The organism is Sphaerospermopsis sp. LEGE 00249 (assembly GCF_014299995.1).
Classification (GTDB): domain Bacteria; phylum Cyanobacteriota; class Cyanobacteriia; order Cyanobacteriales; family Nostocaceae; genus Sphaerospermopsis; species Sphaerospermopsis kisseleviana.
Map to the genome: position 1 here is coordinate 1 of NZ_JACJUZ010000062.1, position 15,830 is coordinate 15,830.

12 protein-coding genes are annotated in these 15,830 nt (G+C 42.4%); 8 read left to right on the forward strand and 4 right to left on the reverse strand.

What is annotated here, in order from left to right; all coding sequences use genetic code 11:
- Positions 1–168: 168 nt before the first annotated feature.
- From H5968_RS18685 to H5968_RS18715, 7 genes are all read left to right on the forward strand, one after another.
- On the forward strand, positions 169–492 hold the full coding sequence (locus tag H5968_RS18685) for an iron-sulfur cluster assembly accessory protein (protein WP_187041166.1): 324 nt from the start codon (positions 169–171) through the stop codon (positions 490–492).
- Between the two features lie 251 nt (positions 493–743).
- A complete protein-coding gene (rpsL, locus tag H5968_RS18690) occupies positions 744–1,127 on the forward strand; it encodes a 30S ribosomal protein S12 (protein WP_096570169.1) in 384 nt (127 codons plus the stop codon).
- Positions 1,128–1,499: 372 nt separating this feature from the next.
- Positions 1,500–1,970: a 30S ribosomal protein S7 gene (gene rpsG, locus H5968_RS18695; RefSeq protein WP_096570167.1), complete on the forward strand. Its 471-nt coding sequence runs from the start codon at positions 1,500–1,502 to the stop codon at positions 1,968–1,970.
- 138 nt (positions 1,971–2,108) lie between these two features.
- Complete coding sequence (gene fusA, locus H5968_RS18700) at positions 2,109–4,187, forward strand: elongation factor G (protein ID WP_096570165.1); 2,079 nt, start codon at positions 2,109–2,111, stop codon at positions 4,185–4,187.
- Between the two features lie 22 nt (positions 4,188–4,209).
- A complete protein-coding gene (gene tuf, locus H5968_RS18705) occupies positions 4,210–5,439 on the forward strand; it encodes an elongation factor Tu (RefSeq protein ID WP_187041167.1) in 1,230 nt (409 codons plus the stop codon).
- Positions 5,440–5,625: 186 nt separating this feature from the next.
- Positions 5,626–5,943, forward strand: coding sequence for a 30S ribosomal protein S10 (rpsJ, locus tag H5968_RS18710; protein WP_010998474.1), 318 nt, complete (start codon positions 5,626–5,628; stop codon positions 5,941–5,943).
- 285 nt (positions 5,944–6,228) lie between these two features.
- The gene (locus H5968_RS18715; RefSeq protein WP_096570161.1) at positions 6,229–6,879 is read left to right on the forward strand and encodes an LON peptidase substrate-binding domain-containing protein; all 651 of its coding nucleotides are present in this window, start codon (positions 6,229–6,231) and stop codon (positions 6,877–6,879) included.
- A gap of 310 nt (positions 6,880–7,189) precedes the next feature.
- Here H5968_RS18715 and pheA read toward each other — a convergent pair whose 3' ends face one another.
- The gene (gene pheA, locus H5968_RS18720; RefSeq protein WP_187041168.1) at positions 7,190–8,059 is read right to left on the reverse strand and encodes a prephenate dehydratase; all 870 of its coding nucleotides are present in this window, start codon (positions 8,057–8,059) and stop codon (positions 7,190–7,192) included.
- 453 nt (positions 8,060–8,512) lie between these two features.
- Here pheA and H5968_RS18725 point away from each other — a divergent pair, with 453 nt between their 5' ends.
- Complete coding sequence (locus H5968_RS18725) at positions 8,513–9,100, forward strand: DUF1997 domain-containing protein (RefSeq protein WP_187041169.1); 588 nt, start codon at positions 8,513–8,515, stop codon at positions 9,098–9,100.
- Between the two features lie 146 nt (positions 9,101–9,246).
- Here the strand turns inward: H5968_RS18725 and H5968_RS18730 are convergent, their stop codons facing one another.
- From H5968_RS18730 to H5968_RS18740, 3 genes are all read right to left on the reverse strand, one after another.
- Positions 9,247–9,912, reverse strand: a complete 666-nt coding sequence (locus H5968_RS18730) for a ribonuclease HII (protein WP_187041170.1) — start codon at positions 9,910–9,912, stop codon at positions 9,247–9,249.
- 8 nt (positions 9,913–9,920) lie between these two features.
- Complete coding sequence (locus H5968_RS18735) at positions 9,921–12,041, reverse strand: Rne/Rng family ribonuclease (RefSeq protein WP_187041171.1); 2,121 nt, start codon at positions 12,039–12,041, stop codon at positions 9,921–9,923.
- 579 nt (positions 12,042–12,620) lie between these two features.
- Positions 12,621–15,344, reverse strand: a complete 2,724-nt coding sequence (locus H5968_RS18740) for a TIGR03960 family B12-binding radical SAM protein (protein ID WP_187041172.1) — start codon at positions 15,342–15,344, stop codon at positions 12,621–12,623.
- Positions 15,345–15,830 lie beyond the last annotated feature (486 nt).

The following is a 15,830-nucleotide window of genomic DNA, read 5'->3' on the forward strand; positions in this document are numbered from 1 at the left end:
GGACTGGGGACTGGTGACTGGTGACTGGGGACTGGGTTAACCTCCCTTTCTTCCCCTGCTTCCCCTGCTTCCCCTGCTTCCCCTGCTCCCTGCTCCCTGCTCCCTGCTCCCTGCCTCCTGAACTCCTGTAATATTGAATATGGATTTTCTGATTGCTACAAAAATTCCATGATTCAATTAAGTCCAGCAGCTACCAATGAGATGGAGCGATTAAAATCCAAACAACAGCCAAATATCTTGTTTCGCTTGCAGGTGAAACCAGGTGGCTGTTCGGGTTGGTTATACGATATTTCCTTTGATGAAGCGGTTAAAGTTGAAGATCAGGTTTTTGACGTTAACAATATTCAATTAGTCATAGACAAAGAAAGCATAAAATATATTAACGGTTTGACCCTGGACTATTCAGAGGATCTTATGGGTGGAGGTTTTCGCTTCTACAACCCTATAGCCATTTCTACCTGTAGCTGTGGTAATTCTTTTTCTATTTCATAGGTGATTGGTGACTGGGAATAAATATGCTTCTTTATCCTGCCTCCTGACTCCTGACTCCTGACTCCTGACTCCTGACTCCTGACTCCTGACTCCTGACTCCTGACTCCTGACTCCTGACTCCTGCCTCCTGACTCCTGACTCCTGACTCCTGACTCCTGAACTCCTAAAAAATAATTGACGTAAAAACCAAAAAAACGCTATAATCAGGATTTGTTAAAATAAAACATAAGCAGCTTAACGCGCTGTCACTCATGCCAACAATACAGCAGCTAATCCGTAGTGAACGCGAACTAGCGCGTCAAAAAACCAAGTCTCCTGCTCTGAAACAATGTCCTCAACGTCGAGGAGTATGCACCAGAGTATATACGACTACCCCTAAAAAACCAAACTCAGCCCTCCGCAAAGTAGCAAGGGTCAGATTAACTTCTGGATTTGAAGTCACAGCTTACATTCCAGGTATTGGCCATAACTTGCAAGAACACTCTGTTGTGATGATTCGTGGTGGTCGGGTAAAAGACTTACCAGGCGTGAGATACCACATTATTCGTGGAACCTTAGATACAGCCGGAGTTAAAGACCGGAAACAAGGACGTTCCAAATATGGAACTAAGCGCCCAAAAGAAGCGAAAAAATAGGAAATAGGCGATTAATCGCATGAATATCGCATGAATAACGATTAATCGTCTAATTTCAGCCCCCATAAAACACAGAATCTAGCGGTGTATTCTTGTTTAAAAAATTAAGCTATAACTTGCACTAAGCGAGCAAGTGTAAGAGTTTAAAAGCAGAATACTGTAAGCAATAGCAACACTTTAATGTAAATATTAGAGTTGATAGTGTTGTCGCCTTCTGTTTCTGGTATAGGGTAAAAAAACTAATGAGTTGAGCTTAAAAGCAACTAAGGCCAAAACTCAAGGAAATTTAAGCGATTGCTTACACCGCTTTTGGATTTCTATGTTCTGATAACATATAATTTCGTTGCCAAATTCCGAATTCAAGGATGAAGTATGTCTCGTCGTGGTGTTAGTCAAAGGCGGCCTGTTCCGCCTGACTCAGTGTATAATAGTCGCCTCGTTAGTATGATGATGCGACGGGTAATGCGTCATGGCAAAAAATCTCTCGCTGCCAGAATTGTTTATGATGCTTTAAAAACTATTGAAGAACGGACAGGCGGCAATCCTCTGGAAACATTTGAAAGAGCAGTCCGCAACGCCACACCTTTAGTAGAGGTCAAAGCTCGAAGAGTAGGTGGTGCAACTTATCAAGTACCAATGGAAGTGCGTTCTGATCGGGGTACTACCTTAGCACTGCGGTGGTTAGTACAATTTTCTAGGTCTAGGCCAGGTCGTACGATGGCCAGTAGACTAGCAAATGAGTTAATGGACGCAGCTAACGAAACAGGCAGTTCCATTCGCAAACGTGAAGAAACTCACCGCATGGCTGAAGCCAACAAAGCATTTGCACACTACCGTTACTAAGTGGAGCAACGATATATCGCCTAATTGCCAGCGGTATATCGGCAACTTTCTGCCCAAGACGGTTTTCCGTAAAAGTATAGAATCTTAACAAAGAGTAATATACAAGATATCATGAGTCCTAAATTATAGGAGGTAACTGTGGCACGCACAAACCCGCTAGAGAAAGTACGCAATATCGGTATTGCGGCGCATATAGATGCGGGAAAAACGACAACAACAGAGAGAATATTATTTTACTCTGGGATAATTCATAAAATTGGTGAAGTTCACGAAGGAACTGCTGTAACAGACTGGATGGATCAGGAGCGGGAGCGAGGAATTACCATTACTGCCGCTGCGATTAGTACCAGCTGGAAAGATCATCAAATTAACATTATTGACACTCCCGGTCACGTGGACTTCACAATTGAAGTTGAACGTTCCATGCGGGTGTTAGATGGTGTAATCGCTGTCTTTTGTTCTGTTGGTGGTGTTCAACCTCAGTCTGAGACAGTATGGCGGCAAGCTGACCGCTACAAAGTACCTCGCATTGCCTTCATCAACAAGATGGATCGCACAGGAGCGAACTTTTATAGAGTTCATGAGCAAATGCGCGATCGCCTGCGGGCAAATGCCATTGCTATTCAACTGCCCATCGGTAGCGAAAGTGATTTTAAAGGCATCATTGACTTGGTGCGGATGTGTGCATACATTTACACCAACGACCAAGGAACCGATATTCAAGAAACAGAAATTCCGGCTGAACTACAAGAACAGGTAGCAGAATACCGCACTAAGTTAATAGAAGCGGTAGCAGAAACTAGTGATGATCTGATGACTAAGTACTTCGAGGGCGAAGAACTTACAGAAGAAGAAATCCGTACAGCCCTACGTAAAGGTACAATTGAGGGAAAAATTGTACCCGTGCTTTGTGGTTCAGCCTTTAAAAATAAAGGTGTGCAGTTGATGCTGGATGCAGTTGTAGATTACCTGCCAGCACCAATTGAAGTACCACCAATTCAAGGCTTATTGCCAAATGGCGAGACAGTGGAGCGCCGGGCGGATGACAGCGAACCTCTAGCTGCTCTAGCATTCAAGATCATGGCTGACCCCTACGGTCGCCTCACCTTTGTGCGTGTTTATTCTGGTGTATTGAAAAAAGGCAGCTACGTCCTGAACGCCAGTAAAGACAAGAAAGAACGGATTTCCCGCCTAGTGCTGATGAAAGCAGATGAACGACAAGATGTCGAAGAACTGCGGGCAGGTGACTTAGGTGCAGCTTTGGGACTAAAAGACACCTTGACAGGTGACACTTTATGTGATGAAGGATCACCAGTTATTCTGGAATCCCTGTTCATTCCTGAACCTGTGATCTCCGTAGCGGTTGAACCCAAAACCAAGAACGACATGGATAAGCTGTCAAAGGCACTACAATCTTTGTCAGAAGAAGATCCTACCTTCCGTGTCAGTGTTGATCCAGAAACTAACCAAACCGTGATTGCGGGGATGGGAGAGTTACACCTGGAAATTCTAGTAGACCGGATGTTACGGGAATTCAAGGTAGAAGCGAATGTTGGTGCGCCACAGGTAGCTTACCGCGAAACCATTCGGAAAACAGTTACCAACGTAGAAGGCAAATTCATCCGTCAAAGTGGTGGTAAAGGTCAATACGGTCACGTTGTGATCAATTTAGAACCAGGAGACCCAGGCACTGGCTTTGAATTCGTCTCTAAAATTGTCGGTGGCGTAGTACCTAAAGAGTATATAGGCCCCGCAGAGCAGGGTATGAAAGAAAGCTGCGAATCTGGTATTTTAGCTGGATATCCACTAATTGACGTGAAAGCAACGTTAGTTCACGGCTCCTACCACGATGTAGACTCTTCGGAAATGGCTTTCAAAATTGCCGGTTCAATGGCGATGAAAGAGGCAGTGCTGAAAGCTTCACCAGTCCTCTTAGAGCCTATGATGAAAGTTGCAGTAGAAGTTCCCGAAGACTTTATGGGAACTGTCATAGGTGACTTAATCTCCCGTAGAGGACAGATTGAAAACCAAATCACTGAACAGGGAATCGCTAAGGTGACATCCAAAGTTCCACTAGCGACTATGTTTGGTTACGCCACAGATATCCGGTCTAAGACCCAAGGCCGAGGTATCTTCACAATGGAATTCAGTCACTACGAAGAAGTCCCTCGGAGCGTGGCTGAAACTATCATTGCCAAAAGCAAAGGGAACGCTTAATTAAAAAAGGAAACGAGTATACATGGCACGCGAAAAGTTTGAAAGAAAAAAACCTCACGTTAATATCGGTACTGTTGGCCACGTTGACCACGGCAAAACTACTTTAACAGCAGCCATTACCATGACCTTGGCAGCTATGGGTCAGGCTACAGCTAAGGGTTACGACCAAATTGACAACGCACCCGAAGAAAAAGCACGGGGTATTACCATCAACACCGCTCACGTTGAGTATGAAACCGAATCTCGGCACTATGCTCACGTAGACTGCCCCGGACACGCTGACTATGTGAAAAACATGATCACAGGTGCGGCACAAATGGACGGTGGTATCCTTGTAGTGGCTGCTACTGATGGTCCTATGCCCCAAACTCGTGAACACATCCTGTTGGCAAAACAAGTAGGTGTTCCCAGCTTGGTTGTCTTCTTGAACAAAGAAGATTTGATGGATGACCCAGAACTTCTGGAATTAGTAGAACTGGAACTGCGGGAACTACTTACTAGCTATGATTTCCCCGGTGATGACATCCCCATTATCAAAGGTTCTGGTCTACAAGCTTTGGAAGCAATGACTAAGAATCCTAAACTCCAAAAAGGAGAAAATCCCTGGGTAGATAAAATCTACGAATTGATGGATGCTGTAGATTCCTACATCCCCACTCCTGAGCGTGATGTTGATAAACCCTTCTTGATGGCAGTAGAAGACGTATTCACCATCACAGGTCGTGGTACAGTGGCTACTGGCCGGATTGAACGTGGTAAAGTTAAGGTTGGCGATACAGTTGAGCTAATTGGACTCAAAGATACCCGGAGTACGGCTGTAACCGGTATCGAGATGTTCAAGAAGAGTCTCGAAGAAGGTATGGCTGGAGATAACGCTGGTGTATTGCTACGTGGTCTCAAAAAAGAAGATATTGAACGCGGTATGGTAATCGCTAAACCTGGTTCAATTACACCTCACACTCAATTTGAAGGTGAAGTTTACGTATTGACTGAGAAAGAAGGTGGTCGGAAAACACCATTTTTCGCAGGTTATCGTCCTCAGTTCTATGTACGGACAACTGATGTAACTGGTACTATTCAAAGCTACACATCTGATGATGGTAGCGCCGTAGAAATGGTAATGCCAGGCGATCGCATCAAAATGACAGTGGAACTGATCAACGCGATCGCGATTGAGCAAGGTATGCGCTTTGCGATTCGTGAAGGTGGCCGGACTATTGGTGCTGGTGTCGTTTCTAAAATCATCAAGTAGTACCTTTTTGTCTTTGTAATTAAGAGCAGAGATTGGAAAAGTACGTCTCTGCTCTTTTATCTTCCCTTTAGCAATTTTGGATTTTAATTTATGATTCTTGTTTGTTTCTCAAATCTAAAATCTAAAATCTAAAATCTAAAATCTAAAATCTAAAATCTAAAATTCACAGAACCTGGAAAACTAAAGATGGCAACTTTACAGCAGCAGAAGATTAGAATTCGCTTACAGGCTTTTGACCGACGTTTATTGGATACATCTTGCGAGAAGATTGTAGATACAGCTAACCGTACTAACGCTACAGCTATCGGACCGATTCCTTTACCCACAAAACGGAAGATATATTGCGTGCTGCGCTCACCTCACGTAGATAAAGATTCCCGTGAGCATTTTGAAACCCGCACCCATCGTCGGATTATTGATATTTACCAGCCTTCTTCTAAAACTATTGATGCGCTGATGAAGTTGGATTTACCATCTGGTGTAGATATCGAAGTCAAACTTTAATTAGAACAGGAAATAGAGAATAGAAAATAGGGAATAGGGAATAGGGAAGAGAGATCAATATTAGTCTTCTTTTTCCTTTTGCCTGTTGCCTTTTCCCACTGATAATCGAAAATCTACATGGAATATTTTTAGGTATGAATATTAACCCAGCCCTAAGAGAAATTTTCTTAGGGTTTTTCAATAGCTATCCAACAAATGATAAAATATAAACAAAGTACGGCGACAGTAAAAGTAAAAAAATATATTTTCAGAATAAATAAGAATAAACTTGATACCCACCTAACAATGACATCTTCTTCAAAAATTGCCGTCCGTGAACTACCTCTGTTCCCGTTACCCGAAGTGGTGCTGTTTCCCACCAGACCATTACCCCTACATATATTTGAATTTCGCTACCGAATCATGATGAACACGATTTTGGAGGGCGATCGCAGATTTGGAGTTGTGATGGTCGATCCCATCCAAGGTACTATTGCTAATGTCGGTTGCTGTGCGGAAATTATTCATTACCAGCGATTACCAGACGACCGGATGGAAATGTTAACTTTGGGACAGCAAAGGTTTCGAGTTTTAGAGTATGTTCGTGAAAAGCCCTATCGTGTTGGTTTAGTAGAATGGATTGAAGACCATCCCCCGTCTCAGGACTTGCGACCTTTAGCTGCTGATGTAGAACAGCTACTGCGGGATGTTGTCCGTCTTTCAGCTAAATTAACTGAAAAAGATATCGAACTGCCAGAAGATTTACCTGATTTACCAACAGAGCTATCTTACTGGGTGGCAAGTAACCTTTATGGTGTAGCTCCTGAACAGCAAGCATTGTTAGAACTACAAGACACATCTGCTCGTTTGCAAAGAGAAGCAGAAATTTTGACTTCTACTCGCAATCATCTGGCAGCACGTTCTGTTCTTAAAGACACTTTTAGTAATATGGGTTAATCATCAACTATTGTGTTTTGCCGGTAATGGGTAATGGGTAATTGGTAAGTAGGGCTTGCTGAGAAAGTCTTTCCGTGAGGGCATAGGAGTCAGGAGTCAGGAGTCAGGAGGAGATTTGAAAATTTCTTTGCCATCTCTTGAAATCCCAAAAAATGCACACTTTTTCCGGTATACCCTTCCAAACCCTTGCACTAATTTCTGTGTTTATCAGCCTCTAACCTTTGATATATCAAGGTTTTAGGTTTATTCAGCAAACCCTACTTAAACATCAATTACCAGCTAAGCTATAAATTATTAGCAGAAAATGATATTAATCGGTAACTGTCAAGACACTATAACTACCAAAAATTTTTAGCACTTCCGTAGAACTGTTTAATTCTGCTAAAGCTGAAGTCATTAATGGTGAACTGACTGCCGCCTCTGCATCAATGAAAAATAAATATTCTCCCAAGGAACGCTTAGTAGGACGAGATTCAATCCGACTGAGATTGATTCCTAGATGGGCAAATACTTCTAAAGCTTTAACTAATGCACCAGGAAGATTTGCAGGTACACTAAAAGCTAAGGATGTGTGAGTAGGATTGAAACCATTATTTTTCGTACTGTCTTTAGCCACTACCCAAAAGCGTGTACAGTTGTCAGGATAGTCGTTAATTCCACTAGCGAGAATAGGTAAATTATAAAGTTGGGCGGCTCTCTGAGAAGAAATTGCTGCTGTTTCCGGTGCTTGCGGTAGTCCTTGTAGTGCTTCAGTAGTAGAATTTCTGGCGATTAAATTGGCATTGGGCAGAAATTTGGCCAACCAACTTTGACATTGTGCTAATGCTTGAGGATGGGAATAAACTGTTTTAATATTTTCTAAGTTATTAGCACAGGAAATTAACGCATGATTGATTGGTAGAACTAAAGCCAGTTTTATTCGCAAGCTGTCTAACTGCCACAGGCTATCCATTGTCATGCTGACGCTGCCTTCAATGGAATTTTCTACAGGTACAACAGCTATATCAGCTTGTTCTGTAGCTACCGCTTGTAATGATTTGGCAATAGTAGGATAAGGTGATAAGGTAGCTTCTATCTCTTGATTGCTTTTTAGCCAATTGAGATAAAAAGAAGCAGCTTGTTCTGAGTAAGTTCCTGGTGGTCCTAAATATGCGATCGCCGCAGGTTCACATTTTTTCATGACAATTTTAGATTTTAGATTGTAGATTGTAGATTTTAGATTTGTAATTAGGGTTTGCTGAATAAACCTAAAACCTTGATATATCAAAGGTTAGAGGCTGATAAACACAGAAATTAGTGCAAGGGTTTGGAAGGGTATACCGGAAAAAGTGTGCATTTTTTGGGATTTCAAGAGATGGCAAAGAAATTTTCAAATCTCCTCCTGACTCCTGACTCCTGACTCCTGACTCCTATGCCCTCACGGAAAGACTTTCTCAGCAACCCCTAATTAGATTACAGGAAGCAAGGAAAAAATTTTTCTTCTCTGTATCCTGATTCCTGTACAGGTTTAGCAGTGCTAAACCCCTACCTTCTGCCTTCTTTTAAGTGATTATGAATAAATTTATTGATTTTATGCAAACCAATATAGTTTATTAAAAAATATTACAATAAAACATATTGCTTTAATCTACTCATGGCTACCAAGTTTACTGCCTCTCAATCGGTCGAAATTCTTGTCCCCAAGCAACCTATCCCTATTCAGCACTACTTGCGTCAGCCTCAACGTCTAGTGAGAACCTTAGCTGACAATAGTAGGATTCAGCAGTTATCTGAGGAAGTGTTTTGCTTGAAAATGCGTCCTCTGGCTTTTATGTCTTTAACTATTCAACCTACTGTAGATATGAGAGTTTGGGCGGATGCCCACGGAACAATTTATTTACGTTCTGTAGGGTGTGAAATCAGAGGTTTTGAGTATATTAACCAGCGTTTTGCTCTCAATTTAAAAGGGTATTTATCACCTTACCACAATGGTAATGACACAAGGCTACAAGGAAAAGCCGATCTAGAAGTGTTGGTAGATATTCCTCACCCATTTTCCCTCACTCCCAAGTCGATTTTGGAAACCACAGGGAACGGTTTACTTAAAAGCGTGTTGTTGACCATTAAACAAAGATTATTACATCACCTCCTCGCTGATTATCGCCATTGGGTAATATCACAAACACAAATAAAAGAAATTGCTAGTGATAATACAGAAATGGGATTGTTAAATTTTGAATGATTGGTGGTTGGTGACTGGGGACTGGGGACTGGGGACTGGTGACTGGTGACTGGGTAATCAATTTTATGTTTTTTAATCAGCTATTACCAATTACCAATTACCAATTACCAATTACCAATTACCAATTACCAATTACCAATTACCAATCACCTGAGTTGACATGGACGAAAAGAGAGACGATGTAAGGGTGATGGACCGTATTTTTGCAAAGCCAGCAAATGTCGCGGGCTGCCATAACCCTTATTGTTTTCTATTTCATACATTGGATACTTAGATGCCAAACGCAAAACTAAATCATCACGCCAAACTTTAGCCATAATACTAGCAGCTGCAATGTTGAGCGATCGCCCATCTCCATTGACAATAGTTTGTTGCGGTATATTCAAATCCTTTACCATCTGATTACCATCAACTAAGCAAATTGCGGGCTGTACCTTTAGCTTCAGTATAGCCCGCTTCATTGCTAACAGTGTTGCTTGCAAAATATTGAGCTTGTCAATTTCCGCAGTAGCAGCATAACCAATTTTCCAGTCTAAAGCCAGTTCAGCAATTTGCTGTGCTAACTGAGTTCTACGAGAACTAGACAACTTTTTACTGTCGTTAATTTTCAAAGCCATCAGTTGTGGCAAAGCTACTGGCGGTAATATCACTGCGGCCGCAACTACAGGACCAAATAACGCACCACGCCCCACTTCATCCACACCAGCAACCAACCCATGAATATCTAAACCTATGGAAAATTCCCACCAACTTGATTCGCCCAAAGGTGTAGTTGACGAAACAGATGCAGGTGTTGGCTGTGTCTCTACCATAAAAGCGGTTAACTTTCCTCCAGTGCGGAAGAACGACGGCGACGACGGCGATTAGGAATAGAAGTGCTATTGATGATTTCCTCATCATCTGTCAAAGAGTCAAATCCTGTAGATTTAGAATCTTCCAGAGGCGGCTCAATTCTGGATTTTGGCAAGGATGGTTCTTCTACCTCAACTTTTGGTGTTGGTATTTTGACTCTGGTAAATTCAGATGTAGTTGTTTCGGGAAATATGGATTCTGAGGTAGATTCCGTTGCGCTATTTGGTGTTTGTCCAGGTTGAACAATGTTAAAAATCACAGATTTGGGATTTTTAACCTCTGACTCTAACTTCACAGCCGGAGAAATGCCCATTTCAGCATACATCTTTTGTTCCTGGTCTGTCATTTCCACGGAAACAATCTGGGGCGGTTCTACAACTGGTTTAACCGGCTCTATCTTCACTTTAGTGCGCTCTGGTCTTTCCCAACCACCTTTACCAAGAGTAGGGGTTCGCATAGCTTCTCTTTCCCGGAGAGGATCTGAGAGAAGAGAGGCAATTTCCGATGTGGGGGTTAGCTCATTGTCGCTATCCAAGTCTAAATCTAAATCATTGCCAAATCCCAATGAATTACCAGACCTGACTTCATCTTTGCCATTAGTGCCATTGATACCGATGCGACTGCGACGGGTGCGGGTACGACGTTTGTTGTCACCCAATTCTTGATAACTGGGATGGTTGATCAAATGGCCAACCTCAGAATCACTTTCAAAACCCTCGCTAAAGCCATCATAAATGTCCCTAGTTTCCCTGGTTTCTGGGATGCGCGCAGATGGTGTTCTCACTTCTCTTTGGGGTATCGGTGTCAACCGATCTGGTATGTCTGCTGCGGGGATGGGCATCCGGTTTTCTATTTCCCCTGGTAAACGTACAGTATGTCCTAAACCGCCACAGGTGGGGCAAGTTTCGCCAAACAATTCATAAATATTTTGACCTTGGCGTTTGCGGGTAAGTTCTACTAAACCTAACTCGGTCAGTTGGGCAATTTGCGGACGAGCTTTGTCTGCTTTAAGGGTTTTATTAAAGTGTTCTAAAACTTGCAGTTGGTCGCGTCGTGATTCCATATCAATGAAATCAACTACAATCACACCAGCAATATTCCTGAGTCTGAGTTGACGGGCAATTTCTGTCGCCGCTTCGCAGTTAGTCCACAGAACGGTTTCTCTAGCTGTGGCGGAACGGGTGAAAGAACCAGAGTTAACGTCAATTACTGTTAATGCTTCCGTGGGTTCAATAATAATGTAACCACCAGAAGGTAAATCTACTCTTGGGCGTAAAGCTTCACGAATAGCAGCATTAATGCGGAAGTATTCTAAGATGGGTGAGCGATCGCGGTGATGATCAATTAATACACCTTGTGGTGTTTGACCGCCACTCCAGTTTTGTAAATACTGTTTAACTCGTCGTAACCCAGTGCTGGAATCAACTACAATCCGATTCACATCTGCACCGTACATATCCCGCAATACACGCTGGATAAAGTCATCATCTCGGTTGAGCAAAGCAGGAGCGCGGGTAGAGACTGCTTCCTGCTGAATGACTTCCCATTGTCTTTGTAGCAATTCTAAGTCTTCAATTATTGCCTCCTCTGGTTTGCCTTCGGCTTCTGTTCGCACCAGCACACCCATACCCGCAGGTTTAATTAAAATTGCCAGGGCGCGGAGGCGGTTACGCTCACTTTCACTTTTAATTCGCCGGGATAGATTCACACCTCTACCATAGGGCATTAATACTACATAACGTCCTGGAAGGGTAATGTTACCTGTAAGCCTTGGTCCTTTTGTTCCCGTTGGCTCTTTCATCACCTGCACCAATACTTTTTGCTGTGGTGTCAGCAGTTCAGTAATGGCTGCGGAACTACGTTTTATTTTCAACGGTCCCAAGTCAGTAACATGAATAAAACCGTTGCGTTCTGGATCGCCGATATTGACGAAAGCTGCGTCTATACCAGGTAATACATTTTCTACTACGCCTAAGTATATATCACCAATTTGATGATGACCAGTGGCAACAACGAGTTCTTGTATTTGATCTTCCGAAAATACGGCAGCAATTTGATGCTGCTCTGCGATAATAATTTGTTTTGGCATTCAAGTTCCTCAAAAATTGGCAGCACCAATGGGGATTACAAGGAGCTTATTTTATACCTCTAGCCCCCTACTGGTAGCCCTACAAGGCGCTACTGGTAATAAAAATTTCTTTCTCTGACATAGCTTCCCATAATTGAAAGCTGTTAACAATACTGTAATTGCGTTTACACGCCTGATTATTCCAGAACCGTTGCATGAGTTTTCAGTAATTACATCAACCGTCTATGGTTGATGATTTCTGAACCACTACCTCTACCATCTGGGGTTTTGGTATTGGTACAGGTGTTGTAAAAAGCATAGAGTTAGAGACTAGGCGTAAAGCTATTGTTAGTCACTGATTCACTAGGTAGCTATAGAGAGAGTGTATTTTCACCTGCCTTAGTTGTTTCGGATACAATCCTAGAAACTACACTCTCATTATTTTTGCTTGCACTCCCTGATGATCAGGGTAGTGAATCAGATTATTCAACGCAGCGCCAGAAAATTTCTCTTCACTTTATTCTAGCGCAACCTTGCTAAAAATCAATTCCTATGAATATGCTTATTCCGGGTAACTACTAGCAAGTTACCCTTGAGGAATTATGTTTCTAAAACTAGCCGATTGCGGTGGATATGCAAGAGATGAAATTCTGCACCAGCCACTATTTCTAGTATAGACAATATTTGCTCAGGACGCAAGATCACACCGTCATGACGACAGCTACCCAAATAACGCAAGATAGCTTGAGACTCGGCTGGAGATGTGTTCACCTGCACTAAATCTATTTCAAACAAGCGATCGCGTAGATTTATGCTTTGCTGTTTACCTGATTTAGTTGTATGTTCTGACAAAATCTCATCTTGATCCAGTATAGCCACAATCCAATCTTGCCATTTGTCAGCTTCCACATTTCCGGGTGTAGAAATAGTGAGCAAATATTCCGCTGCTTTCATAGCTTGGTTAGCTGCGGGTGCTTTCAAATCTATTTCTTCTATTCTGTAGATGGGGATATCTGACGGTAGTTGACTTACCAGTTGGGTGCGAAAATCTTCCACATCCATCGGTTGAGTGAGTTCAAAATCAACTATTTCCCCACTGCTGGTACTTCCCAAGGATAAAGCACTAGCTAAAGCAATACGGGGATGGGGATGAAAACCACCAGTAAAAGCTACTGGTAAACCTGCCCTTCGCATCACTCTATCAAACAGGCGCATTAAATCCAAGTGACTGACTAAAGCCATATCACCTTGTTTTCCAAACCAAACCCTTAACCGTTGTGCTTTGGTGGTATTGGGGACAAAATCACCGACAAACTGAGGAATTGCAGGTGGTTCTATAACAATATTATGACCGAAATCAGTGCCACAGACACCACAATGGGAACAACCTTCAAAAGAGCAGTCAGGAACAACAGCAGCTTCTAGAGCGCGTTTTAAGTCCTCTTGCAGCCACTTTTTATCAATCCCGGTATCAATATGATCCCAAGGTAAGGGCAGATCCAGAGGTGAAGAAGGTGACAGGTGAGCCAGCGCGGTCTTGGGGGTTTCCCCCATAAGCGACTGGCGAACTCCGAAGGGGTGACAGGTGACAGGTGACAGTTTTTCTTGTTCTTCGTTACCTAAAGAAAACAGATTCCATTCCCCATTCTCCACCTGACGATATTTCCAATCTAGTCCAGCTTCGGAAATTGCTTCTCCCCAAGCCTTGAAAGCTGTTTCTACACTGTCATACCAAGAGTCCATTCCTGCACCGAGTTGCCAAGCACGAAGGAGGACTTTTCCTAAAGAGCGATCGCCCCTGCCTATAAAGTCTTCCATCGCAGAAAGGCGAATATCCGTAAAATTCACCTTTACATTACGAATACGCCGAAATTCTTGTCTTAATAAATCTTGCTTGCGGGCAAACTCGGCAGTAGAAACGGAATGCCATTGAAACGGTGTGTGGGGTTTGGGCGTAAAATTGGAAATTGTCAGGTTAAAACTGATCGGTCTCCTACCTTGACCCCGACATTCTCGCTGTAACCATCTGACTGTTTCCACTATTCCCAAAACGTCCGCGTCTGTTTCCCCTGGTAAACCAATCATAAAATACAGCTTGATTTTATCCCAACCTTGTTCCCAAGCTGTTTTTACTCCTCGTAATAATTCTTCGTTGGTTAAACCTTTATTGACAATATCCCGCATCCGTTGAGTACCGGCTTCAGGCGCAAAAGTCAAGCTTCCTTGTCTTGTACCTCCTAAAATATTAGCGATATTCTCATCAAATCTATCCACCCGTTGAGAAGGTAAGGACAGGGTAATATTTTCATTTTTTAAGCGGTTTTTGATTTCCATCCCCACTGCGGGTAAGGATAGATAATCAGAACAACTCAAAGATAATAGGGAAAATTCATTGTAACCGGTTGCCCGCATTCCTGCTTCGATCGCCTCTACCACTTTTTCTGGTTCTACATCTCTTGCAGGACGGGTTAACATTCCTGGTTGACAAAACCGACAACCACGGGTACAACCCCTTCTAATTTCTATGGTTAGGCGATCGTGTACCGTTTCTACATAAGGTACTAAACCAATAGAATAAGCGGGAATAGGTGTAGCAACTCTTCTAATGATCCGCTCAGGAACATCAGGACGCAAAGGTTTAACCGCGCCATTTTCCCCCATTTCATAAAATTGTGGCACGTAAACACCGGGAATCTGTGCCAAGTCTAATAATAATTCTTCCCGACTTAAACCTGCGGCTTTTCCTTCAGCGATCACTAAACCCATTTCTGGTAACAGTTCCTCACCATCACCCAAAGCAATAAAATCAAAAAAATCCGCGTAAGGTTCAGGGTTAGATGTGGCAGTTTGTCCACCTGCGAAAATTAATGGATATTGGTGACTGGTGACTGGTGACTGGGAAGAAGAACCTTCTGAACTCCTTTCTTTCCAAGTCAGGGGTATTCCTGCTAAATCTAACATTTCCAGGATGTTGGTTGCCCCTAGTTCATAACTGAGGCTAAAACCCAGAATATCAAACTCTGTTAATGCCCGTTTTGACTCTACTGCAAACAGGGGTATTTGGTTGTTGCGAAGTTTTGCGCCCAAGTCTGGTGCTGGGAGATAAGCGCGATCGCACAACTGATTTGGTTGGACATTCAAAATGTTATACAGGATGATATGCCCCAAATTAGAAGCACCGACTTCATAAACTTCTGGGTAGGTTAACACCCAACGTACAGTTGCCGCATTCCAAGGTTTATGTACTGCTAAACGCTCATTACCCAGGTAACGGGCAGGTTTTAAAATATCCGATGTTATTAATTGCTCTACTAAAACAGCCACTTTGCTATCTTTTAGCTAACTTAAATTACAACTTATCTCTCTCAACTTAGCATTTATTCTGTCTTTCAGGTCAATTGTTCACAGTAAATTAGAACTATATTATGTAGATCAACATAATTAAACCTATTTCCGATCTGAATTAATCATTCATCTGTGTAATTCTTAATCCTCAATCCTGACTTCTGACTCCTGACTCCTGATTCCTTTATTAAATCTTTATTGCTTTATTGCTTTGTGACTTTTGTTTAAAGATTGTTATAACTACAAGGCAAAATGTATATATAAATACATTTTTTTCCTTTGGGTTAAAAAACAATCTACATAGACAGCCAAAATGCAGATTAATCTTCTGTCGTCATGATACTAAACCTGGGAATAGCTATCACTCTGTGGATTTAAGCCAAAATTACCGTTTGCTTGTGATCTAGATCACTAATTTATAGATAGCTAGATCACTTTTTATACCGATACCAATCTTGGATAATG

Coding starts and splice junctions, on each gene's coding strand:
- H5968_RS18730 (WP_187041170.1), bottom strand. CDS start 9,912: ATGGTAGAGACACAGCCAACACCTGCATCTGTTTCGTCAACTACACCT.
- H5968_RS18715 (WP_096570161.1), top strand. CDS start 6,229: ATGACATCTTCTTCAAAAATTGCCGTCCGTGAACTACCTCTGTTCCCG.
- H5968_RS18685 (WP_187041166.1), top strand. CDS start 169: ATGATTCAATTAAGTCCAGCAGCTACCAATGAGATGGAGCGATTAAAA.
- H5968_RS18735 (WP_187041171.1), bottom strand. CDS start 12,041: ATGCCAAAACAAATTATTATCGCAGAGCAGCATCAAATTGCTGCCGTA.
- tuf (WP_187041167.1), top strand. CDS start 4,210: ATGGCACGCGAAAAGTTTGAAAGAAAAAAACCTCACGTTAATATCGGT.
- rpsJ (WP_010998474.1), top strand. CDS start 5,626: ATGGCAACTTTACAGCAGCAGAAGATTAGAATTCGCTTACAGGCTTTT.
- H5968_RS18725 (WP_187041169.1), top strand. CDS start 8,513: ATGGCTACCAAGTTTACTGCCTCTCAATCGGTCGAAATTCTTGTCCCC.
- rpsG (WP_096570167.1), top strand. CDS start 1,500: ATGTCTCGTCGTGGTGTTAGTCAAAGGCGGCCTGTTCCGCCTGACTCA.
- pheA (WP_187041168.1), bottom strand. CDS start 8,059: ATGAAAAAATGTGAACCTGCGGCGATCGCATATTTAGGACCACCAGGA.
- rpsL (WP_096570169.1), top strand. CDS start 744: ATGCCAACAATACAGCAGCTAATCCGTAGTGAACGCGAACTAGCGCGT.